The following is a 21,935-nucleotide window of genomic DNA, read 5'->3' on the forward strand; positions in this document are numbered from 1 at the left end:
ATGGTACTGCAGGGGGGACCCTGTGGGAGAGTAGGACGCCGCCGAACAATCTTTCAGAAGAACCCCCATCCGGATCCCGGATGGGGGTTCTTCGCATTTCCGGACGGTACCCGGGCGATTTCCGGGCGGCCTTTCCGGTCGTAGGGCCCCGGGCCGGCGCGGGGGCGTTCTGCGCCGGTGACAGCGCCCCGGCCGGTGCGCCAGCATGGGCGCATGCCCGAGATGACGAGGACCTTCCGCCGGATCGCCGACGACCACGTCGCGCAGATCGCCGCGCTCGACCCGGCGACCTCGACCAGACTCGGGCTGCACCCGGAGGACGACCGGTTGCCGGACCTGTCGCCGGAGGGCTTCGAAGCGCTCGCCGACCCGGCCCGGCGGACACTGGCCGCGCTCGACGCCGCCGAACGGACCACCGGCATCCCCGAGGACACCGCCGGGGCCACTCCCGAGGACACCGCCGAACGGGACTGCGCCCGTCTGCTGCGGGAGCGGCTGACCGCCGAGCTCGCCGTGCACGAGGCCGGGGACCACTTCCGGCAGCTGCGCAACGTCAACTCGCCGCTGCACAAGGTGCGCGGTGTCTTCACCATGATGCCGACCGACACCGACGCGAGCTGGGCGGCGATCGCCGGGCGGCTGCGCAACGTGCCCGGCGCGCTGGACGGCTACCGGGCGACCCTGGCCGAGGGCATTGCCCGCGGGCTGCTGTGTGCGCCGCGGCAGGCCCGCGCAGTCCTTTCCCAACTGGCGGCCTGGACCGGTGAGGACGGGGGCGGCGCCGGCTGGTTCACCGGGTTCGTGGCGGGTGGACCCGCCCGGCTGCGGCCCGAACTGGACGCGGCCGCCGTCCGTGCGACCGCCGCGGTGGCGGGCTTCCGTGACTGGCTGCGCGACACCTACCTGCCCGCCGCCGACGGCACTCCGGACGCCGTCGGCCGGGAGCGCTACCTGCGCTCCGCCCGCTGGGCGAATGGCGCCGAGGTCGACCCGGCCGAGGCGTACGCCTGGGCGTGGGAGGAGTTCCACCGGACGGTCGCCGAGATGCGGGCCGAGGCCGAGCGCGTGCTGCCCGGGGCGGGCGTCCGGGCCACCATGGACCACCTCAACCGGGACGGTCACGCGATCGAGGGCGAGGAGAACATCCGCGCCTGGCTCCAGCAGATCACTGACGAGGCGATCGACGCCCTCGACGGCACCCACTTCGACATCGCGGGCCCGCTGCGCCGGGTGGAGACCTGGATCGCGCCGCCGGGAAGCTCGGGCGCGCCGTACTACAACGGGCCCAGCCTCGATTTCAGCCGTCCGGGCCGCACCTATCTGCCCGCCCTCGGTCGGCGCTCCTTCCCGACCTGGCAGCTCGTCAGCACCTGGTACCACGAGGGCGTTCCCGGGCACCACCTGCAGACGGCCCGGTGGACGGCCTCCGCCGACCGTCTCAGCAGCTACCAGATCACCCTCGGCGCGGTCAGCGCCGACAAGGAGGGCTGGGCGCTGTACGCCGAGCGCCTGATGGACGAGTTGGGCTTCCTGACCGATCCCGCTCGGCGCCTCGGCTACCTGGACAAGCAGATGCTGCGGATCATCCGGGTGATCGTCGACATCGGCATGCACCTGGAGCTGACCGTCCCCGCCGGCTCCGCCACCGGCGATTGGAGTGGCCACGACGGCGAACGCTGGACCGCGGAGCTCGCCACCGACTTCATGGCCGCCCACCACGGCAGCGACATCCGGCGCCGCACCAGCGAGATCGACCGCTACCTCGGCTGGCCCGGCCAGGCGATCGGCTACAAGCTGGGCGAGCGGGCCTGGTTGCGGAGCCGGGAGGCGGCCCGGCGCCGTCTGGGCCCCGGCTTCGACCTCCGGGCCTGGCACACGCGCGTGCTCTCCCGGGGGTCGCTCGGCCTCGACGATCTGGCTGCCGACAGTGCGCCTTAGCGGGCCTTGGGCCATGTCTCTCCGATCATCGGATCGTTAGCTTGGTGTGACTGGTCGCGGCGATCTGACGGACGCGGAATGGGCCAGGCCGGAGCCCCTCCTGCCCGTGAGCAATGGACGTTGCGGCAGGTGGCGGGACCATCGGCAGGTGATCAACGGTGTCCTGCACCGAGTTCGGACGGGCGTGCAGTGGTGCGACCTGCCGGAGCGGTTCGGCCCGTGGAAGACCGTCCACAAGCGGAGAAGGCGGACCAGGCGGCCAACCGCGTGACACGTGGCTCCCGCGGCGGTCGGCCTCCCGGCTTCGACAAGGAGCGGTACAAGAAGCGCAACGTCGTCGAGCGAGCGATCAACAGGCTCAAGGGTTTCCGGGCCGTGGCCACCCGCTAGGACAAGTGCGGCCACGTTTTTCTTGGCACTGTGACCTTCGCGGCCATCATCATCTGGCTCCGCTCACGAATGGTGGGGCATGGCCTGGCCGAGTGAAATCCGTTCCACCTCGAAGAACCGGGCGGCCCCGATCCGGGCAGCGCCCAGGGAGAGCAGCCAGGGCACCAGTTCGGCAGTGGCATCCAGCTCGTCGTAGAAGCCCAGCCGCAGGTTGGTGAGTCGCGTCTCGAAGAGCCAGTCGTCGAGGGCGTCGTCCAGGTGCCGGTCTGCCGCTTCCGTCCGGGTGTCGGCCCAGATCGTCAGCCATGGTGCCAGGGTGCGGGTGCTGACGGCGATGGTCTCCAACACCCCCATGATGTACGCGGGGCTGGGGTGTTCGTGCAGAGTCGAGCGCCACCAGGCGTGCCAGACCTGCTCCAGTGCGTCCCGCTGAGGGACGGGCCAGTCGTGCCAACCTGCGGCGACCAGCCGGGAGGCGATCAGCCCGTGATCGACGTGGAGCTGGTCGGTTGCCAGGAGCCGTACGATCCGGGGCGTCATTCGGCGATACAGCGCGGGGAAGTCATCCCAGTGGCCGGCCGACTTGGCCGCGATGGAGGAGATCAGGTCATCCGGCACCTGGTCGACGGGCCCTTCGAGGGCCGCGAGGTCGCTGTCGGCGTAGCAGTGGGTGCAGCCGCCAAAGGTGATTGCATCCGATGCGAGGGGCGTGAAGGCGACGTCCAGTGCGTCGAGTGCGTTCCTGAGTCGACGGTGTGGGTCGGTCATGGGGATCCTGCCCGGGTACTCCATCCGGCGGACCGGTGAAGATCCCGACGCTACCAGTCGGGCAGCCGGTGCGGCATCCAGATTCTGCCGGAGCTCGCCCAGTGGGACAGGGTTACCACCCACACCACATCTGGTTGCAGCGATCTGACGGGCACGAAGATCCTGTCGAGTCGCGCAGGGACAACAAGTCAGATGATCGGAGAGACGTGGCCTAGCGGGCTTCGGCGGGCCGGGCGGGTTCCGGTGGGGAGGGCGCAGAGAAACCGCCCGCCCCCGCCGGGGCCTGTTCCGCCGAGGTGTCAGATCCGGCGCAGCGCGCCCTCGGCGCGCAGGTCGGCGAGCGTGGGGTAGCCGTCGACGGCCATGATCAGGTCGGCCTCGGCCAGCAGGGCGCGCAGCACGTGCACGATGCCGTCGGTGCCCTCCAGGGCCAGGCCGTAGGCGTACGGGCGGCCCACGCCGACGGCCGTGGCGCCGAGCGCGAGGGCTTTGACGACGTCGGCTCCGGAGCGGATGCCGGAGTCGAAAAGGACCGGCAGGCCGTCGGCGGCCTCGACCACGCCTGGCAGCGCGTCGAGCGCGGCCAGGCCGCCGTTGGCCTGGCGGCCGCCGTGGTTGGAGCAGTAGACGCCGTCCACGCCGCCGTCCTTGGCGCGGCGGACGTCCTCGGGGTGGCAGATGCCCTTGAGGAGGATCGGCAGGTCGGTGAGTGACCGCAGCCAGGGCAGGTCCGCCCAGGTCAGCGGGTTGCCGAAGACGCCGATCCACTCCAGGGCGGCGGCCTGCATATCCTCCTCGGGCGCCTTGGCGAGGCGGGCGCGGAAGACCGGGTCGGAGGTGTAGTTGGCCAGGCAGTGGCCGCGCAGCTGCGGGAAGTTGCCCGTGGCCAGGTCGCGCGGGCGCCAGCCGGTGGTCCAGGTGTCCAGGGTGACGACGATGCCCCGGTAGCCGGCGGCCTCCGCCCGGTGGACCAGGCTCTCGGCGAGCGCCCGGTCGGTGGGGGTGTAGAGCTGGAAGAACCCGGGGGTGTCGCCGAACTCGGCGGCCACCCGCTCCAGCGGATCGACCGTCAGGGTGGAGGCGACCATCGGCACCCCGGTGCGGGCGGCGGCCCGGGCGGTGGCGAGGTCGCCGTGGCCGTCCTGCGCGCACAGGCCGATCACCCCGACGGGCGCCATGAACAGTGGCGAGGGCAGACGCATCCCGAACAGGTCCACGGACAGGTCCCGCCGGCTCGCGCCGACCATCATCCGCGGGACCAGGCCCCACCGGTCGAAGGCGGCGACGTTCGCCCGCTGGGTGGATTCGTCGCCCGCGCCGCCCGCGACGTAGGAGATGACGGACGGCGCCAGCGCCGAACGCGCCCGCGCCTCCAGTTCGGTGAAGGTCATCGGCATCGTCGGCAGCACGCCGGCAAGCCCGTTGAGGTAGATCTCGTTCTGGTAGTCGCCGAACCGTGTGCCGAACTCGGGGTCCATGCCGGTCACCGTCCCTCTCGCCGTCACTCGCCGTCACGTGCCGTCTTCCGCCCCGGACAGTTCCGGTCGGTGGCGCCGCCCGTCCGCCCGTCCGCCCGCCCGTCCGCGCTCTCGGTCGGGAGGGACGGATGGCGCTCCGGCATTCTCGCCACGGACCGCGGCCCTGACCAGGGGGCGGCCGGCCGGTGGCGGTGTCAGCGGTGCGGCACGGGCATCGAAGCGGGCCGGATCCGGGCGCCGTACCCCCACACGGTGGCGGCGGCGAGGAGGGCGACGGCGCCACCGAGCACCATGACGGTGGCGGGGGAGGAGTGGTCCACCACGAGGCCGCCGGTCAGGGCGCCGAGCGAGAGGGTGGCCTGGAACCCCGAGGTGAACACCACGCCGGCCGCTTCCGGGGCGTGCGGGGCCGCGGCGAGGAACCAGGTCAGGGAGCAGACCGGGACGGCGCCGTAGGCCACGCCCCAGAGGGTCAGCAGGACGGCGGCGCCCGGGCCGCCGGTGCCCAGCAGGGGCAGCAGCAGGGTCGAGGAGGCGAGCAGCACGGCGGCCGCGGCGAACACCGGGCGCAGCGCCCGCGCGGCGCGGCCGCCGGCGAGGACGTTGCCGAGCAGTCCCGCGGCGCCGTACGCGAGTAGGAGGCCGGTGACCAGGCCGGGTCCGGCGTGGGTGGTGGCCGTGAGGAACGGGGTGACGTAGGTGTAGCTGGCGAAGTGGGCCAGGACGATCAGGAAGGTCACCGCGAGGCCGGTGCGGGTGCCCCGCCCGGCCAGCAGCCCGCGCAGCACGCCGAGGCCGGTGGTGGTCACCGGCGGGAGCGGCGGCAGCGAGGCCACGAGGGCGGCCAGGGTCAGCAGGGTCAGCGCGGCCATCGCGAGGAAGGCGGTGCGCCAGCCGGCGAGGGAGCCGAGGAACACGCCCGCCGGTACGCCGAGGACCGAGCCGAGCGGAACGGCGGAGAAGACCACGGTGTTGGCCCGGGCCTGCCGGTGTTCCGGGACGAGGCGCGGGGCGAGCCCCGAGCCGATCGACCAGAAGGCCCCGATCACCAGACCGAGGGTGACCCGGGCGGTCAACACGGCCCAGTAGGCGGGGGCGAGCGCGTTGAGGAGGTCCGCCAGGGCCAGGAGCAGCAGCAGGGCGCAGAGCATGGTCCGCCGGTCGGCGCGCCTGGTCGCGACGGTCACCACGGGCGCGGCGACCGCGGCCACGATGCCCGGCAGCGTCATCATCAGCCCGGCCGTGCCGTCGGAGATCCGGAAGGTGGCCCCGATCGGGCTCAGCAGGCCGATCGGCAGGATCTCGGTGGTGACGATGGCGAACACGCCCGTGGTGACGGCGAGGACGGCGAGCCAACCACCGTCCCGCGCCCGGGAGTTCGGTCGGCTGCCGGCGGGGTCCGGGGTGCGCGGGGACGGGTGGAGGGCGGTGTCGGCCATGCCGGGGGTCCTGTCCGTGAGTGGTGGTTCGTGTCACGAAGTCCACCAAGCGGGCAGGGGGTCGGGCTGGCGTGAATCCGACCTCAACGTCCGGGCTGATGCGCTGACGGGCCGGCGGCCGGTGGCCGGCGGGCTGGCGGGCTGACGGCGGGTCGGCCGGGCCGGCTGCTTCTCGGCTACTTCTCGATGAACAGCAGGTCCTCGATGGGTCGGGTCATCCGCACCGTGCTGGTGTTGCTGATCTCGACCACGTGCTGCAGGCCGACGAGGGGTGGCTTGGGGTGGTCGGGGAGGGTGAACTCGTCGGCGCCGCCGGCCAGGAAGGCGGGCAGGCAGCCCAGGTCGGAGCCGAAGAGCCGGACGTAGTCGACGAGGCGGCGGAACAGCTTCGGCAGCATCACGAGGTCCTCGGTGATCGATTCGAGGTTCTCGACCTTCACGCCGGAGGTGGTCACGTCGTGCAGCCAGACGCTGTCGGGGGCCTTGGCCGTGCGGGCCTGCTGCGCGGTGGCGGTCAGGTCGGCCCGCAGGTTGTCGGGGAGGTTCTGGTAGAAGGTGGGGTAGACCAGCCCGAGCGAGAGCAGGTGGTGGTTGACGGTGTCGTGCAGCATGTCGGGGGTGACGTCCAGCCGGAAGCCGCTCCTCGCAGGCTTCGGGGGGTCGCCGACGCTCGGCGGGGCGCCGCGTCCGACCAGCGCCACGCAGCGGTTGAAGACGTCGGCGCCGCCGGTGAGGATGTAGCCGGGGACGGCCGCCGGCGTCGAGGCCGTGACCTTCTCCTCGTTGTCCTGCACGATGTCGGTGAAGCCCAGCCACTTCAGCAGTTCGTCGCGGGCGGCGTGCGCGCCGAGCCCGAGCGGCTGGTGCGCGAAGTCCGGTCCGACGCCCTGGTAGTGGGTCTCGAGGGCGTCGATCGCGTCCAGTCGCAGTGAGGCGCCGCCGTGTTCGTCGCGCTTGACCCGGTTGCGGCCGGGGACGTCGCACCAGAAGCCCGGGTCCTGCGGAAGGAAGTGGACGGTGTCGCCGTCGGGTCGGTCGTGGAGGACCTGGTACGAGCCGGTGATGAGCACCATGGACATGTCTGCCTCCCGGATCTGACAGGACGCCACCGCCGGGGCACCGGGCCGACGCTCTGTCCGCATGCGAAGTGTTCGGGCCTGGCGGGGGCCTCGGGCGGCGGATCCGGTGGCAGTCGTCCGCATCGTCCTTCCTTCCACCATGCGCCCGTCCGGCCGCGATGTCACCCCGGGGGGAGGTGGTCACGCGCAGTGAGAAGCGGGCGGCGAGGATCGGGCGGTGAGGATCGGGCGCCGGGTTGCGCGGGTCGGCCGTTGGCCGTTGGGGGCCGCGGGGGTCGGCGGTCGTGACGGCTTTCGGACAAGGTGATCCCCGGAGTGGATTTCTTGGAACCTCCACCGAACTCTCACTCCGCCTCCCCGTAGGGTGACTCTCGTTCCGCCGCCGGGCACCCCGGCGGGCGGGACGCTCCCCTTGCCCCCGATCCGACTGGAGTGGTTCGACAATGAATGTCCGTCAGCTGTGGAAGCGCGCGGCGGCCGCGGTCGTCGGCAGGGGGATCGGAGCCGCTGCGGCGGCGTTCGCCCTGGTCGCGGCCGTCGTCCTGGGCGGCACGGTCTCCGGCATGTCCTCGGCGGAGGCCAAGCCCGCGTGGCCCGCGGGCCGTTGGGCCTGCTCCGGGCAGCCCGTCGACGCCGGGAACGTCATCACGGACCACGACGGCGCGGGCTGCGGCGGCTTCGGCTCCTGGTACCAGCAGCCGGTCAAGGACGGCATCTGGACCTGCTCAGGCTCCCCGGTGGTGGCCGGCTACGTGATCACCGACCACCTGACGTCCGGCTGCCGTGGCATCGGCTCGTGGCGCCACAACCTCGTCAAGGACGGCATATGGACCTGCTCCGGCTCGCCGGTCGTGCCCGGGTACGTCATCACCAACCACCTGCGGGCAGGCTGCGGCGGCATCGGCTCCTGGCAGCACGGCCTCCCGCATGACGGGATCTGGACCTGCTCAGGCTCCCCGGTGGTCGCCGGTTACGTCATCACCGGCCACCAGCAGGGCGGCTGCGACGGCGCCGGATCCTGGTACCACAACATCGCCCGGGTCGGCCTGTGGACCTGCCCCGGTTCGCCCGTCCCGCCCGGCTTCCGTGCCACCACCTACTCGGCCGGCGGCTGCAACGGCCTCGGCGCCTGGGTGCTCGCCCGCGCCTGACGGTCCGACGGCTGAACGGTTGAACGGCTCGACGACTCAACGGCTCGACGGGCCGCTCCTCGTCCCCGCGTCCGGATCCGGGCGCGGGGATCAACCATCTGCAGGGGAAATTCGCCTGACGGCCAGTCAGTGCATGGTGCTGTCGTAGGACCAGTTCGGGTCGCGGCCGGTGAGGGCCAGCAGCCGGTCCTGGGTGTCGGCGCCCGGTGCGCTGGCGAGCGGCGGGTCGAACAGGCCGGTGCCGGTCAGGTCGTGGTAGCCCTGGAACTCCTCCAGCGCGTACCGGGCGGAGTCCGGCGGTATCCGGCCGTTCTCGCCCAGCGCCCGCGCCAAGTCCCAGCCGTGCACGACGGTCTCGGCGGTCAGCTCACGGGCGTAGCCGCCGGCGTCACGCACCCCGTACGGCAGGTGCACCAGCAGGTCGGGCGCGCCCGGCTGGTGGAGCGCGCGCACCGCCGTGTCGGCGGCCATCGCCCATACCCCGGCGGGGTTGCGGCCCAGCACGTCGCCCCCGAACCGGTGGCCGATCGCCTCCGGGGTGTAGCCGGCCACCGCCTGGCACACCCAAAGGTGCTGTGCGGCAAGGTGGTTCATGAGTGTGTGGACATCCCAGTCCCGGCACGGCGTGGGCGCCGTCCAGCCGTCCTCCGGAACGGCCCGCACCAGGCGGGTCACCTCCGCCACCGCGGCGACGTAGCGTTCACGGACCTCGACATGGAACCCGGATGGGTGCGGACATTCCATTGGAGGGCCTCCCTTTCTGCCCTGCTCACTCTCAGTATTCCGCCACCGGGAGCGACTTGCCAGGTCTGAGGGGACCGGCCGCCGTCGGTGCTCGCCCGACGACTCCCTGTCAGCCGTGAGCCAGGTCCTCCAGGACGGCCTGCGCCGCGTTGTGCCCCGGGATGCCGCTGACGCCGCCGCCGCGTACGGCTCCCGCGCCGCACAGCAGGACGTTCGGGCGGTCCGTCGCCACGCCCCAGCGGGCAGCGGCACTGCCACCCGCGTCCCCGGCGCCGTCCTCGTCCCCGAACGGGAAGGACCCGTCCGCGAAAGGGAAGGACAGGTCGCGGTGGAAGATGTGGCCGCCCGGCAGACCGATCTCCCGCTCCAGCTCCGGCGGAGTCCTGGCCTCCACACACGGCCGGCCGTCGGCGTCCGTGGCCAGGCAGTCGGCGATCGGCTCGGCCAGCACCGCGTCCAGCTGCGCCAGGCTCCCGGCCAGCGCGCGGTCCTTGGCCGCCGGGTCGCCGAACAACCGGGCGGGCATGTGCAGACCGAAGAGGGTCAGCGTCTGGAGCCCCTGCCGGACGGCCTCCGGGCCCAGGATCGACGGGTCGGTGAGGGTGTGGCAGTAGATCTCGGACGGCGGCGCCGAGGGGATCCGGCCGGCCTGTGCCTCCGCGTACGCGGCCGCCAACTGCCGGTAGCCCTCGGCGATGTGGAAGGTCCCCGCGAAGGCCTCGCGCGGGTCCGCGGCGGTGTCCCGCAGGCGCGGCAGCCGGTGCAGCACCATGTTGACCTTCAGCTGGGCGCCCTCCGGTGCGGGCCCCGGGTCGTCGCCCAGCAGCCGGGCCAGGACCGCCGGCGCGGTGTTCACCAGCACCCGGCGCGCCACCACCGTCCCCTCGTCGTCCCGGGCCAGGTCGCGGTACGACACCTCGGCGTCGCCGTGGCCGTGGTGGTGGCCGGGGCCGTCACTGTCGCCGTAGCGAGCGGCGGCGACTGCGGTGACCTCGTGGCCGGTCCGGATCTCGGCGCCGGCCGCCAGCGCCGCCTCGGCCAGCGCGCCCGTCACCGCGCCCATCCCGCCGACCGGCACGTCCCAGTCGCCCGTCCCGTTGCCGATCACGTGGTACAGGAAGCACCGGTTCTGCCGGAGCGACGGGTCGTGGGCGTGGGTGAAGGTGCCGATCAACGCGTCCGTCAGGACCACCCCGCGCACCAGGTCGTCCGCGAAGCTCCGCTCGATCGCCGCGCCGAGCGGCTCCTCGAACAGGGACCGCCAGGCGGGCTCGTCCGCGACCCGTCGGCGCAGCTCCGCGCGGGAGGGCAGCGGCTCGATGAGCGTCGGGAACACCCGCTCGGCGACCTGCCCGGTCATCGCGTAGAAACGCTGCCAGGCCCGCCACTCCCGGTCGCCGCCGGTCAGCGCCCGGAACGACTCCCGGGTCCGGCCGGGGTCGCCCGCGTCCACCAGCAGGCCGGTCGGCTTCCCGTCCCGCTCGGTGGGCGTGTACGAGGCGATCCGGCGCCGCCGCAGCTCCAGCCGCAGCCCGAGGTCCCGCACCACCTTGCGCGGCAGCAGGCTCACCAGGTACGAGTAGCGCGACAGCCGCGCGTCCACCCCCGGGAACGCCGACGCGGACACCGCCGCCCCACCCACCCGGGCCAGCCGCTCCAGCACCAGCACCCGCTGCCCGGCCCGCGCCAGATACGCCGCGGCCACCAGCCCGTTGTGCCCGCCGCCGACGATCACGACGTCGTACCGCGAGGACGCCTTCGTGTTCATCCGGCCACGCTACGCCACATCGGGGGAGCGCGGAACAGCCGTGCAACTCCCTGTGCAGGCTGCCTTCGCGGGTCAGCGGGCGGGGTGCTCCGCGCGGGTGCGGAGGTAGGCGAGGACGCGGCGGTGGCTCTCATGGCGCTGCCTCATGAGCTCGCCTCATGGCGCTGCCTCATGAGTTCGGTTCATGGCGTCACCTCATGAGCTTGCCTCATGGCGTCACCTCATGAGCTCACGTCATGGCGCTGCCTCATGAGGCCCCCGCATGTCGCCGCCGTCAGCCGACGGCGGACTGCCAGTCTGCTGGGCCGCTCGCCGGGAGGTGGCCGGGCAGGCCCGGGGTCCAGCGCTTGGTGCCGTCCGGCAGGATGGCGAGCGCCTCGATGCCGGGGCGGAGGGCGGCCCAGGCGAGGGCGCGGTCCGGGCCCATGGCGAAGGCGGCGGTGGTCCAGGCGTCGGTACGGGCGATGCCGGTGCCCGGGGCGCCGACCAGGGTGAGAGAGGCCAGGCCGGTGGCCGGGCGGCCGGTGTGTGGGTCGATGATGTGCGCGCCGCGTTCGGCGGTGCCGGAGGTGGCCACGGCGAGGCCCCGGCCGGCCAGTACGGCGGCGATCAGGGCCGGCTGTCGGGGGTCGGCGATGCCGATCCGCCAGGGCCCGCCGCCGGTCTGCACGTCGCCGCCGCCGCTGACGCAGTACTGCCGGGCGCCGGAGGAGCGCAGCAGCGCGGCCGCCTCCTCGACCGCCCATCCCTTGACCCAGCCGCTGGGGTCGAGCCGGCCGCCGGGCCGCTCGGTGAACCAGCCGTCGGTCTCCGCGGCCACCTGGCGGCAGGCGGCGAGGACGGCGGGGACGTCCGGATCGCAGGCGGCCAGGGCCAGTTCGCCGCGGTCGAGGCGGCTGATGTCGCTGTCCGGCCGGTAGGTGGAGAACACCGCGTCGATCCGGTGCAGCCGCTCGACGATCCGACCCAGCGCGGCGGCGGTCTCCGGGCCCGAGTCACGGACGGTGATCGAGAACACGGTGCCCATCACGGGCTCGGCGTGGCGGAGCACGGCTGCCTCAGCCCTTGGCCCGGTCGAGGGCGCTCTGCAATGAGCGGATGTAGCCGTCGCTGGTGTACGTCGCGCCGCTGACGACGTCGATCCCGGCGTTCTGCGCGGAGATCGCCTCCTGGTTGAGCACGGGCAGGGCGGAGGTGTTGATCTCGCGGTCGCGCCGTTCGGCGTTGGGGTACTTGACCACGTCGACGGCGGTGATCCGGCTGCCGGAGAGGGTGACTTGGACCTGCACTGGGCCGTACCGGGTGTTGACGGTGTCGCCGCTGACCTTCCGGGTGGCACCGGTGGGGGCCGCGGACGCGGACGGGCCGGCGGCGTTCGACGGCTCCGACACATCGGAACCGGCACCGGCACCGGAGGCGGAACCAGTGCCCGAGACGGAACCGGCTCCCGTCCCCGAGCCGATCACCGGGGGCGGTCCGCTCGCCTCGTGCGGTTTGAGGGAGAGCAGCAGCACCACCCCGGCGGCGGTGGCTGCGCTGGTGACGACGGCTCGGCGCATGGATTTCGACGCTCCTCGGAAGTCGGGAAGGCTCGGCGGACTCGGCGGGACTGGGTGCGACTGGGTGGGACCCGGCCGGGCTCAGAGGGAAAAGCTCTCGTGGTGGACGCGTCGCGGCCGCACCCCGGCCGCCCGCAGCGCGTGGACGGCCTCGTCGGTCAGCGCCTGCGGCCCGCACAGGTAGACCTCGTGCTCGGCGAGGTCGGGAACGAGTCGGGCGAGCGCGGCGCCGAGGTCGCCGACCTGTTCGCGCGGGCCGACCAGCTCGTGCACCACCGCGCCGCGCTGCCGGGCGACCTCGGCCAGCTCCGCCCGGAACAGGACGTCCTCCGGCCGCCGGGCCCGCTGGACCAGCGTCAACTCGCCCGGCAGCGTCTCGAACAGGGCGCGCAGCGGGGTGATTCCGACGCCCGCCCCGAGCAGCAGCACCCGGCGCTGCCGCAGCCGCCGCCCGGTGAACGCGCCGTACGGGCCCTCGGCGCGCACCTTGGTGCCGGGGCGCAGGGCGGCGACCGCGGCGCTGTGCCCGCCGAGGTCCTTGACCGTGAAGCGCAGGAAGCGCGGGTGCGGCGGTGCGGACAGCGAGTAGGGGTTGGCGGCCCAGCGCAGGCCGGGCGCCTGGAACTGGAGGCGGAAGAACTGGCCGGGCTCGGCGCCGAGGTCGTCCAGCCGCTGCCCGGTCAGGAACAGCGACACCACGCCGGGGCCCTCCGGCCGTATCTCCGCGACCTGCAGACGGTGCCGCCGGTCGAGCAGCCACGGCCGGGCCAGCCGGTACCAGCCGATCAGTGCCGCCGTGCCGAAGTAGAGCGCGTACCAGGCGGCCTGACCGGGGCCGCCGCCCAGGTCGGCGCCGGTGGCCAGCTGGTGGGAGAAGGCGAGTGCCACCGCCAGGTACGTGGCCAGGTGCAGGTAGTACCAGGTCTCGTACGACAGGCGGCGGCGCGCGGCCCGGGCGGAGACCGCGCCGGTGCCGAGCAGCAGCAGGGTACCCAGCGTGGCCTTGATCATCTCGGGGTAGTGGAAGACGATCTCCACGCCCTCGCCGACCGGTCCGCGCCCGTCGGTCAGCGCGTAGCCCCAGACGACCGTCAGGACGTGCACCGACACGGCGGCCACCAGCCAGCGCCCGCCGAACGCGTGCCAGCGCGCCAGCCGGTCCGCGCCGACCCCGCGCTCCACCGGCGGCAGCCGGGCCATCAGCAGGAGCAGCAACGGCGCGGCGTACCCCGCCAGCAGCCCGGTGATCCGCCCGGCGCCGGTCAGCCAGCCGGCCGCGCCGACGACCGCCGGGGTGCTCGCCCACCACAGCGCGAGCACGCCGAGCGCGCCGGCGGAGATCAGGCCGAGCGCGACGGCCGGGTCCAGGGCGAAGGACGGACGAGGCGAGGCCCGGTGCCCCCGGCCGGCGGGTGTCGGTCGCGGCCCGTGCCGCCGGGGACCGGGCCGCGACTTCGGTGCGGCGGCAGTGGTCATCGGGTACCTCCTCAGCGCCCGGCGGCGAGTGCCGCCGAGGCCGACCACGATCGCACCGCAAGCTCTGAGCCGCCTCTGAACGGTCCCGCTCCCCGCGCCCTCGCGCATCGGCATCAGCCCAGGTCATGGCAGTTGTGCTGGTGTACGAACGATTGCGCGGGGTCTCAGGGGTTTCTCATCGCGGCGGTACAGAATGAACGCCGCCCAGCACGAGCCCGAGGGAGCACCATGGACGACACCGCCGACCGCCCGGAGTGGCGCGTCCTGGTCGTCGACGACGAACCGGACCTGGTCGAGGTGGTCTGCGGCGCCGTCCGCTACGAGGGCTGGCAGGCGCGCGGCGCGACCACCGGCCTGGCCGCCGTGGAGACCGCCGCGGCCTGGCGGCCGCACGCCGTGGTGCTCGACGTGATGCTGCCCGACCTCGACGGCCTGGAGGTGCTGCGCCGGGTCCACGCCGAGCAGCCCGAGGTGCGGGTGCTGTTCCTCACCGCCCGGGACGCGGTCGAGGAGCGGATCGCGGGCATCGCGGCGGGCGGCGACGACTACGTGACCAAGCCGTTCAGCCTGGCCGAGGTGGTCGTCCGGTTGCGCGGACTGCTGCGCCGGGCCGCCCCGCCCGCCACCACCCCGTACCGGCCGCCCGCGCACGCGCTGGTCCTCGGCGACCTCGTCCTCGACGACCGGGCCCGCGAGGTGACCCGCGGCGGCGAGGCCGTCGAGCTCAGCCCGACCGAGTACGCGCTGCTCGCCCATCTGATGCGCCACCCCCGGCAGGTGCTCAGCAAGGCGCAGATCCTGGACGCGGTCTGGTCGTACGACTTCGGCGGGCAGGCGCACATCGTCGAGCTGTACATCAGCTACCTGCGGAAGAAGGTCGACGCGGGCCGCAGCCCGATGATCCACACCGTGCGGGGCGCGGGATACCTGATCAAGGCCGCGGCATGAGGCCGGGCGGTGCGCGGGATCGCCGCACCCCTCGCACCCCTCGCACGCCCCGCACCCTGCGCGCCCGCCTGATCGCCGGCCTGCTGGTGCTGCTCGTCGTCACCTGCGCCGCCGTCGGCTTCGCCACCGCCGCCGCGCTGCGCCACTTCCTCGTCGACCGCCTCGACCAGCAGCTCGCCGAGTCCGGCGGACGCTACGCCGCGAGCCTGGAGCACGCCGGTCAGGGCGCCGGCCCCGACACCCGGGCGCAGACCCCGGGCACGCTCGGGGTACGGCTGCTCGGCGGCCGGGTCACCGGGGCGGGCGTGGTCGACGGCGACGCCGACGACGCGGACGGCCCCGGCGACGAGGACGACCGGATCACCTTCACCCCCGCCCAGCAGCGGGCGCTCGCCGCCCTGCCGGTCGGCGGCGCGGCCCGCACCCTCGACCTCGGCGGGGCGCAGGGCCACTACCGGGTCCGCGCGGTCGCCGGGCGGGACGGCGACGTGCTGGTCAGTGGCCTGCCGCTGCGCTCGGCCGAGGACACCGTCCGGCGGCTGGAGACCCTGGAACTGACGGTCTTCGCGATCGCCGTTGCGGCCGCCGGTACGGCCGGGGCCTTCTGGGTCGGCTGGTCGCTGCGCCCGCTGCGGCGGGTGGTGGGCATGGCCGAACGGGTCAGCGAGATGCCGCTTGCCAGCGGCGAGGTCCTGCTGGCCGAACGCGTGCCGGACGACGACCCGCGCACCGAGGTCGGCCGGGTCGGCGCGGCGCTCAACCGGATGCTCGGCCACGTCGGCGACGCGCTGGCCCGCCGCCACGCCGTCGAGGAGCGGCTGCGGGCCTTCGCCGCCGACGCCAGCCACGAGCTGCGCACCCCGGTCGCGGCCGTGCGCGGCCACGCCGAACTGGCGCTGCGCCACCCCGGGGCCGTGCCGGCACCCGTCCGGCACTCGCTGGAGCGGATCGACGCCGAGGCGGTGCGGATGGGGGCGATCGTCGAGGACCTGCTGCTGCTCGCCCGCCTGGACGCCGGGCGCCCGCTGGCGGAGGAGGAGGTGGACCTGACCCGGATCGCCCTCAACGCCGTGGCCGACGCCCGCGCCGCGGGCCCGGACCACCGCTGGCGCCTCGCCCTCCCCGAGGAGCCGGTCCTGGTCCGCGGCGACGAGCACCGGCTGAGCCAGGTGGTGGCCAACCTGCTGGCCAACGCCCGGTCCCACACCCCGCCGGGCACCGGGGTCGAGCTGGGTCTCCACCAGGCGGGCAGCCAGGTCGAGTTGAGCGTCGCGGACGACGGCCCGGGGATCGCGCCGGAGTTGCTCGACCGCGTCTTCGAGCGCTTCGTCCGGGGCGACCGCGCCCGCTCCCGGGCCACCGGCTCGACCGGCCTCGGGCTGGCGATCGTCCGGGCCGTCGTCCAGGCGCACGGCGGCACGGTGGCCGCGGCCAGCCGGCCGGGCCGTACGGTGTTCACCGTCCGGTTGCCGTGACAGCGGTCGTACCGGTCGTACCGGTCGTAGTGGTCGTACCGGTCGCCGTAGCGATGGCTGAGGTGGGGGCCGATGTGGCGGCCGGACTGGCGACGGCGACGGTGCCGGTGCCGGTGCGGAAGCGCTGCCGGTAGTCGGTCGGCGTGGTGCCGAGGCGACGGCGGAAGGCCCGCACCAGGGTGTCGACGGTGCCGAACCCGCAGGCGGTGGCGAGGCGTTCGAGCGTGGCGTCGCCCGATTCCAGCTGGTGGCGGGCGAGTTCGACCCGGGCCGACTCGATGTACGCGCTCGGGGTGGTGCCCAGCTCGGTCTTGAAGATCCGGGTCAACTGCCGTTCGCTGACGTGGGCGTGGGCGGCGAGGTCCGGGACGGTGAGCCGCCCGGAGAGGTTGCGCAGGATGTGGTGGCGCAGCTCCTCGATCCGCCGGGTGGTCGACACCGGCTCCAGCGGGACGCTGAACTGGCTCTGGCCGCTGGGGCGTTTGAGGTACATCACCAGCTGGCGGGCGACCCGCAGTGCCAGTTCCTCGCCGAAGTCCTCGGCGACCAGGGCGAGCGAGAGATCCAGGCAGGCGCTGATGCCGGCGCCCGTCCAGACCTCGCCCTCGCGGATGAAGATCGGGTCGGCGTCGACCTCGATCTCCGGGTACTCGGCGGCGAGTTGGCCGGCCGTGGACCAGTGCGTGGTGGCCCGCCGGCCGTCCAGCAGCCCGGCGGCGGCGAGCAGGTGCGCGCCGACGCAGACGCTGGCCACCCGGCGCGAGCGGGCGGCCAGCGCGCGGACCCGCCCGACCACCGCGGGGTCGGTGAGCGCGCGGACCCGGCGCCGCTCGTCCACCTCGACCGCACCGGGCACCAGCAGGGTGTCGATGCCGCCCTCGGCGGCCTGGTCGAAGGTGAGGTCGGGCAGGATCCGCACGCCAGCCGCGGTGGTGACCGGAGCCATGGTCTCGGCGGCGAGGACGACCCGGTAGCCGGTCGCGTCGTCGGTCTCCCGCCGGACCAGCGAGAACACCTCGGGCGGGCCGGTCACGTCGAGCAGGTCCACGCCCTCGAACAGGACGATGACGATCAGCCTTCGGACGGTGCCGGTGCCGGTGCCGGCGTCGGGGTCGGTGCCGGTCGCGGCTTCGTTGTCGGTCTCGGTTGCCATGGGCGCCCCCTCGATGTCGGAATCTGCATGTTAGATGGCATTGCCGACATGCGAGCGTCGCCCGTAGCGTTTTCAACGGCAGACCGCACCGAGCGTGACCTGCCGAATCCCCGACTTCCGAACCCGAAAGGCGGCACCGCTGTGCCCACGACGACCCTGCGCACCCTCAGCGGACTCGACGAGAAGCCGGCCTCGCTCGGCGATGCGACCGTGATCCTGATCGACTACCAGAACACCTACGTACGCGGCGTGATGGAGCTGGAGGGCTGGCAGGAGGCGCTGACCGCCGCCGCCGACCTGCTCGCCCGGGCCCGGGCGGCCGGCGCCACCGTCATCCACGTGATCAACGACGGCGGCGAGGGCACCCCGTACGACATCCGGGCCGAGATCGGGCAGATCCACCCGAGCGTGGCGCCCGTCGACGGCGAGCGCGTGGTGGTCAAGCAGGTCCCGGACGCCTTCGTCGGCACCGACCTGGGCGAACTGATCGACGCGGCCGGCCACCAGGACGTCGTCGTCGCCGGATTCATGACCCACATGTGCGTCACCTTCACCACGGCCAGTGCCTTCCTGCGCGGCAACCGACCGACCGTGGTGGCCGCCGCCAGCGCGACCCGGCCGCTGCCGTCGGGCGGCACCGAGCTGACCGCCGCCCAGGTCCACCGCGGCGCGCTGGCGACGATCGGGGACCTGTACGGGGTCGTGGTGGAGTCCCCGGCCGACCTGGGCTGAGGCGAGAATGGGCGGGGGTGTCCGGGCCACCCGGACACCCCGTTCGGAGGTCGGACACTCCGTTCGAAGGGGAGACTCGGGAGCCCGAGCCTGGCCGGGCGAACGGGCGGCAGGCAAACGATTCGGTTCTCGCCGAACGGTCTTGCGTCGGGGCCGCTCCCGGGGTGACGATCGCGGTCGTGCTGCGAATCTTCTTCGGTGCGGACGACCTGGCGCGGGTCCGGGTCGCGGAGCGTCCGGACATGTCGATGGAGCTGTCCCTCAGCGTGCACGCCCTGGTGAGCGGGCTGCGCGACCCGCGCTTCCAGGGCTGGCGCGACCATCTGCGGGCGTCCTGGAACCCGCGGACCGCGCTGCTCTTCGACCTCTACACCCCCTCGGCGATCCCGGAGTTCCTCGCCGTGCGGCGAGACCCGGGCGCCACCGAGAGCGCCACCGCCGAAGCGCCCGAGGCGCCGCTGCGCGACCACCTGCGCTCGGTCGGCGGCGAGCGGCAGTTGAGCGCCTTCGCGCGGGGCGTGGCGGCGGGCGACCGCCGGGCCAGGAAGCTGCTCGGCAACGTCACCGCCGACTACCAGACCCGGGCGATCGACCCGTACCGGCGGCAGATCGAGACCATCGTCACCACCGAACACGGGCGGCGCCGCCGGATCACCGAGCCGGATCAGGTGCTCGGCTCGCTGCACCCGGCGGTGTCCTGGCGCCGCCCGGTGCTCAGCTTCCCGCTGGCGAACCGGTGCCGGCACGATGTGCGGCTGGACGGCCGCGGACTGCTGCTCCAGCCCTGCGTGTTCGGCCCCCGCCGCCCCGTCATCGCCCGCTTCGAAGACCCGGAGCAGCAGCCCGTGCTCCTCTACCCGGCCCGGATCGGTGGACCCTTGCGCGCAGAGTCCGAACCGACCGCCAGCCGGACCCTGGCCGCCCTGCTCGGCCAGACCCGGGCCGCCGCCCTGGAGGCCATCGCCACCCACGGCCCGTGCTCCACCAAGGAGTTGGCGGCGCACCTGGACGTCTCCACCGCCTCCGCCAGCGAGCACGCGACCGTCCTCGCCGACTCCGGCCTCACCGTCAAGGACCGTACCGGCCGCACCGTGATCCACCGGCCGACCCCGCTCGGCGAGGCCCTCCTGGCCGGCCGCCTCCCCTCCCCGGTCGCCGGGCCTGACCTCGCCTGACGCCGCCCCCGCTGGCCGTCCGCTGACCGTCCGCCGCCCGTCCGGCGGTGGTTTCCGGCCAGGGGCCCGGACGGGCGCCCGGTGAGGTGCGGGGAGCCGGGGAGGGAGAGCGTTTCGGCAGGTGAGGTCGGTGGCCACCGCGCGGCGGCCTCGGCTCAGGGGTTGGCCGGGAGGGCCGGGGTGCGGCGGGGCTGGCGGGGGAGGGGGAGGGTGAGTGCCTCGGGGGAGGCGGCTGGGAGGGCGAGGGCGGAGGCGGCTTCGGCGGGGAGGGGGTGCAGGCCGAGGAGGGCGGTGGTGAGGCGGGTGGTGGCGCGGTGCCAGTCGGGGACGCGCTGGAGCATGGCGTGGCCGCTGCCGGTGACGGTGTAGCCGCAGACGCGGGCGCCGGCGGCACGGCTGCGGGCGGCGAAGGCGCGGGTGTCGGCGGGCGCGGTGACGGTGTCGCGGTCGCCGTGCAGCATCAGGACGTCCCGGTCGGCCAGCTGTTCGCAGGGGTCCTCGGCCGGGCACCACGGGGCGAGGGCGACCAGGCCGGTGACGGACGGGTGCCCGCCGGCCTGCAGCGCGGCCCGTCCGCCCATCGAGTGGCCGATCAGGACGGTGGGCACCGGGCCCAGCAGCGCGGCCAGTTCGTCGAGTGCGGCGAGCGTGTCCCGGGCGGCGTCGGCGCGCTCGCCGTTCCAACCGCGGTGGCGGTAGCGGACGGTGCCGACGGCCACCTCGGCGTCCGCGGTCGCCTTGGTCAGCGCGCGCAGGAAGCCGTGCATCCGCAGCAGGGGGAGGTTGAGGCGACCGGGCCGGGCGAGGTTGTGCTCCTCGCCGCCGTGCAGCACCAGGACGGCGGCCCGGGCCCGTTCCGGGCGGGTCCGCCAGTGCAGCGCCCGGTGCCCCACCGCGCTGTCCGCCGCCGTACCGCTCACTGCCGCACCGTCCCGTCCGTCCCGCCCGCGCCGCCTGTTCCCCGGACCGCCACTGTACGCGTGCGGACCGCCGGACCGTTCACCCGAGCGAACCACCCCGGACACCGGGCGCGCGCGGCCCCGACGGGGGCGGGACCAGGGGACGAGGACGGGACCCGGTGAGGAGGCAGCGGAGGTAGGTCTCAGGCCTCCAGCAGGCGCTGCTCGCGCGCCAGCCAGCAGATCGCGGTGAGCCGGAGTACGGCGTAGTCGTAGCCGACCGGCTCCCGCCAGCCGATCTCGGCGAGCGCGTCCAGGAAACCCAGCGCGTAGTCCGACACTTCCGCACGGTCCAGGGGTCGGGGCGCGAGCTCCGGCCCCTGCGCGTACAGCAGCTCGCGCAGCATCGCCGCGTGCTGGTCGACCGCCGCGACGAAGCCGGGCTCGAACGCGAACTCGGCCAGCCGAGGCGTGAAGGCCGCCACGATGCCGGGCAGCGGGCAGCCGGCCGGCTCGTCGGGGGAGCGTCGGAAGGATTCGTCGGGGGTCGCGAACATCCGTCCACGGTAGGCGAGACCGGGGGCGGGAACGGAGGGCCGTGACGGTTCCGTGCTGAGACCTTGGCCACCCGTCCCCGGGAGCCCGGTACGTTCCGTGGTCTGGCCGGTTCCCTGCGCTCACGACCGGGGGGGTGGGTACCAGAATGGTCCGCATGGATCTTCGCATCTTCACCGAACCCCAGCAGGGCGCGAGCTACGACACCCTCCTGAAGGTCGCCCGCACCGCCGAGGAGCTCGGTGCCTTCAGCGCCTTCTTCCGCTCCGACCACTACCTGAAGATGGGCGACGTCGACGGCCTGCCCGGCCCCACCGACGCCTGGATCACCCTGGCCGGCCTCGCCCGCGACACCCGCACCATCCGCCTCGGCACCCTGATGACCGCCGCCACCTTCCGGCTGCCCGGCGTCACCGCGATCCAGGTCGCCCAGGTCGACGCGATGAGCGGCGGCCGGGTCGAGTTCGGCCTCGGCGCCGGCTGGTACGAGGCCGAACACACCGCCTACGGCATCCCCTTCCCCAAGGAGAAGTTCGGCCGGCTGGAGGAGCAACTGGCGATCATCACCGGGCTGTGGAACACCAAGCTCGGTGACACCTTCGACTTCGCCGGCGAGTACTACACCCTGACCGACTCGCCGGCGCTGCCCAAGGCCGCCCAGGACCGCATCCCGGTGCTGGTCGGCGGCCTCGGCCCCAAGCGCACCCCGGCGCTGGCCGCCCGCTTCGCCGACGAGTTCAACCTGCCGTTCGCCTCGGTGGACGACTCCGCCGCCCAGTTCGCCCGGGTCCGCGCCGCCGTCGAGCAGGCCGGGCGCTCGGCCGACGACCTGGTCTACTCCAACGCCCTGGTCGCCTGCGTCGGCCGGGACGACGCCGAGGTGGCCCGCCGGGCCGCCGCCATCGGCCGCGACGTCGACGAGCTGAAGGCCAACGGCCTGGCCGGCACCCCGGACGAGGTGGTCGAGAGGATCGGCCGGTTCGCGGCCGTCGGCAGCGAGCGGATCTACCTGCAGATCCTCGACCTGGACGACCTCGACCACCTGGAGCTGATCGCCTCCCGGATCGCCCCGCAGCTCGGCTGACGGTCGGGAACAGCCGGCAGCAGTCGTCGCCGGTCGGTCCCGACCGGGACCGACCGGCGACGGTGGGTGCCGGAAACGGGCCCGGTCCCGCAACAGGCCCGGGCCCGGCGGGGGCCGTTCGTAT

Annotated in this window: 19 protein-coding genes and 1 pseudogene; 8 read left to right on the forward strand and 12 right to left on the reverse strand. The window is 74.0% G+C overall.

Annotated features, from left to right (window positions below):
• Positions 1-213: 213 nt before the first annotated feature.
• Both ACZ52R_RS14320 and ACZ52R_RS14325 read left to right on the forward strand, forming a co-directional pair.
• Positions 214-1,938 carry a DUF885 domain-containing protein gene (locus tag ACZ52R_RS14320; protein WP_465617796.1) on the forward strand — a complete coding sequence of 575 codons (1,725 nt, stop codon included), beginning with the start codon at positions 214-216 and terminating at the stop codon, positions 1,936-1,938.
• Between the two features lie 46 nt (positions 1,939-1,984).
• Positions 1,985-2,424 (forward strand): annotated as a pseudogene (locus ACZ52R_RS14325) (transposase).
• On the opposite strand, the gene ACZ52R_RS14330 reads toward ACZ52R_RS14325, so the two are convergent.
• The 4 genes from ACZ52R_RS14330 to ACZ52R_RS14345 form a co-directional block, all read right to left on the reverse strand.
• Positions 2,392-3,096: a hypothetical protein gene (locus ACZ52R_RS14330; protein WP_465753524.1), complete on the reverse strand. Its 705-nt coding sequence runs from the start codon at positions 3,094-3,096 to the stop codon at positions 2,392-2,394. The pseudogene ACZ52R_RS14325 and the gene ACZ52R_RS14330 sit on opposite strands and share 33 nt — an antisense overlap.
• 299 nt (positions 3,097-3,395) lie before the next feature.
• Positions 3,396-4,574, reverse strand: coding sequence for an alpha-hydroxy-acid oxidizing protein (locus tag ACZ52R_RS14335; protein ID WP_465753525.1), 1,179 nt, complete (start codon positions 4,572-4,574; stop codon positions 3,396-3,398).
• Between the two features lie 194 nt (positions 4,575-4,768).
• On the reverse strand, positions 4,769-6,013 hold the full coding sequence (locus ACZ52R_RS14340) for an MFS transporter (protein WP_465617802.1): 1,245 nt from the start codon (positions 6,011-6,013) through the stop codon (positions 4,769-4,771).
• A 176-nt stretch (positions 6,014-6,189) separates the two neighbouring features.
• The gene (locus tag ACZ52R_RS14345) at positions 6,190-7,092 is read right to left on the reverse strand and encodes a nuclease (protein ID WP_465617804.1); all 903 of its coding nucleotides are present in this window, start codon (positions 7,090-7,092) and stop codon (positions 6,190-6,192) included.
• A gap of 443 nt (positions 7,093-7,535) precedes the next feature.
• Here ACZ52R_RS14345 and ACZ52R_RS14350 point away from each other — a divergent pair, with 443 nt between their 5' ends.
• Positions 7,536-8,243, forward strand: a complete 708-nt coding sequence (locus tag ACZ52R_RS14350; RefSeq protein WP_465617806.1) for a hypothetical protein — start codon at positions 7,536-7,538, stop codon at positions 8,241-8,243.
• A gap of 126 nt (positions 8,244-8,369) precedes the next feature.
• Here ACZ52R_RS14350 and ACZ52R_RS14355 read toward each other — a convergent pair whose 3' ends face one another.
• From ACZ52R_RS14355 to ACZ52R_RS14375, 5 genes are all read right to left on the reverse strand, one after another.
• Complete coding sequence (locus tag ACZ52R_RS14355) at positions 8,370-8,987, reverse strand: TIGR03086 family metal-binding protein (RefSeq protein WP_465617808.1); 618 nt, start codon at positions 8,985-8,987, stop codon at positions 8,370-8,372.
• Positions 8,988-9,096: 109 nt separating this feature from the next.
• Positions 9,097-10,755 (reverse strand): phytoene desaturase family protein, encoded by a 1,659-nt coding sequence (locus ACZ52R_RS14360; protein ID WP_465753526.1) that lies wholly within the window; start codon positions 10,753-10,755, stop codon positions 9,097-9,099.
• Positions 10,756-11,029: 274 nt separating this feature from the next.
• The gene (locus tag ACZ52R_RS14365; protein WP_465617812.1) at positions 11,030-11,806 is read right to left on the reverse strand and encodes an FAD:protein FMN transferase; all 777 of its coding nucleotides are present in this window, start codon (positions 11,804-11,806) and stop codon (positions 11,030-11,032) included.
• Positions 11,807-11,813: 7 nt separating this feature from the next.
• Positions 11,814-12,314 (reverse strand): FMN-binding protein, encoded by a 501-nt coding sequence (locus tag ACZ52R_RS14370; protein ID WP_465753527.1) that lies wholly within the window; start codon positions 12,312-12,314, stop codon positions 11,814-11,816.
• An 81-nt stretch (positions 12,315-12,395) separates the two neighbouring features.
• On the reverse strand, positions 12,396-13,790 hold the full coding sequence (locus tag ACZ52R_RS14375; protein WP_465617816.1) for a ferredoxin reductase family protein: 1,395 nt from the start codon (positions 13,788-13,790) through the stop codon (positions 12,396-12,398).
• Between the two features lie 228 nt (positions 13,791-14,018).
• On the opposite strand from ACZ52R_RS14375, the gene ACZ52R_RS14380 reads away from it, so the two are divergent.
• Positions 14,019-14,738 carry a response regulator transcription factor gene (locus tag ACZ52R_RS14380; protein WP_360493632.1) on the forward strand — a complete coding sequence of 240 codons (720 nt, stop codon included), beginning with the start codon at positions 14,019-14,021 and terminating at the stop codon, positions 14,736-14,738.
• Positions 14,735-16,213 carry a sensor histidine kinase gene (locus ACZ52R_RS14385; RefSeq protein ID WP_465663392.1) on the forward strand — a complete coding sequence of 493 codons (1,479 nt, stop codon included), beginning with the start codon at positions 14,735-14,737 and terminating at the stop codon, positions 16,211-16,213. Before ACZ52R_RS14380 ends, ACZ52R_RS14385 begins: the two co-directional genes overlap by 4 nt.
• Here the strand turns inward: ACZ52R_RS14385 and ACZ52R_RS14390 are convergent.
• On the reverse strand, positions 16,194-17,366 hold the full coding sequence (locus ACZ52R_RS14390; protein WP_465663393.1) for a GlxA family transcriptional regulator: 1,173 nt from the start codon (positions 17,364-17,366) through the stop codon (positions 16,194-16,196). The two genes, ACZ52R_RS14385 and ACZ52R_RS14390, sit on opposite strands and share 20 nt — an antisense overlap.
• 141 nt (positions 17,367-17,507) lie before the next feature.
• Here ACZ52R_RS14390 and ACZ52R_RS14395 point away from each other — a divergent pair, with 141 nt between their 5' ends.
• Together ACZ52R_RS14395 and ACZ52R_RS14400 are read left to right on the forward strand one after the other, a co-directional pair.
• On the forward strand, positions 17,508-18,098 hold the full coding sequence (locus tag ACZ52R_RS14395) for an isochorismatase family protein (protein ID WP_465663394.1): 591 nt from the start codon (positions 17,508-17,510) through the stop codon (positions 18,096-18,098).
• A 179-nt stretch (positions 18,099-18,277) separates the two neighbouring features.
• Complete coding sequence (locus tag ACZ52R_RS14400; protein WP_465753528.1) at positions 18,278-19,273, forward strand: ArsR/SmtB family transcription factor; 996 nt, start codon at positions 18,278-18,280, stop codon at positions 19,271-19,273.
• A 155-nt stretch (positions 19,274-19,428) separates the two neighbouring features.
• On the opposite strand, the gene ACZ52R_RS14405 is transcribed toward ACZ52R_RS14400, so the two are convergent.
• Both ACZ52R_RS14405 and ACZ52R_RS14410 read right to left on the reverse strand, forming a co-directional pair.
• Entirely contained in the window at positions 19,429-20,193 is a 765-nt protein-coding gene (locus ACZ52R_RS14405; protein ID WP_465617828.1) for an alpha/beta fold hydrolase, read from the reverse strand.
• Positions 20,194-20,375: 182 nt separating this feature from the next.
• Positions 20,376-20,729: a DUF6401 family natural product biosynthesis protein gene (locus tag ACZ52R_RS14410; RefSeq protein WP_360493649.1), complete on the reverse strand. Its 354-nt coding sequence runs from the start codon at positions 20,727-20,729 to the stop codon at positions 20,376-20,378.
• A gap of 155 nt (positions 20,730-20,884) precedes the next feature.
• Between ACZ52R_RS14410 and ACZ52R_RS14415 the strand changes: the two genes are divergently transcribed.
• Entirely contained in the window at positions 20,885-21,811 is a 927-nt protein-coding gene (locus tag ACZ52R_RS14415; protein WP_465753529.1) for an LLM class F420-dependent oxidoreductase, read from the forward strand.
• The last annotated feature ends 124 nt before the right edge of the window (positions 21,812-21,935 follow it).

The sequence above is a fragment of the Kitasatospora sp. NPDC034023 genome, assembly GCF_055575795.1.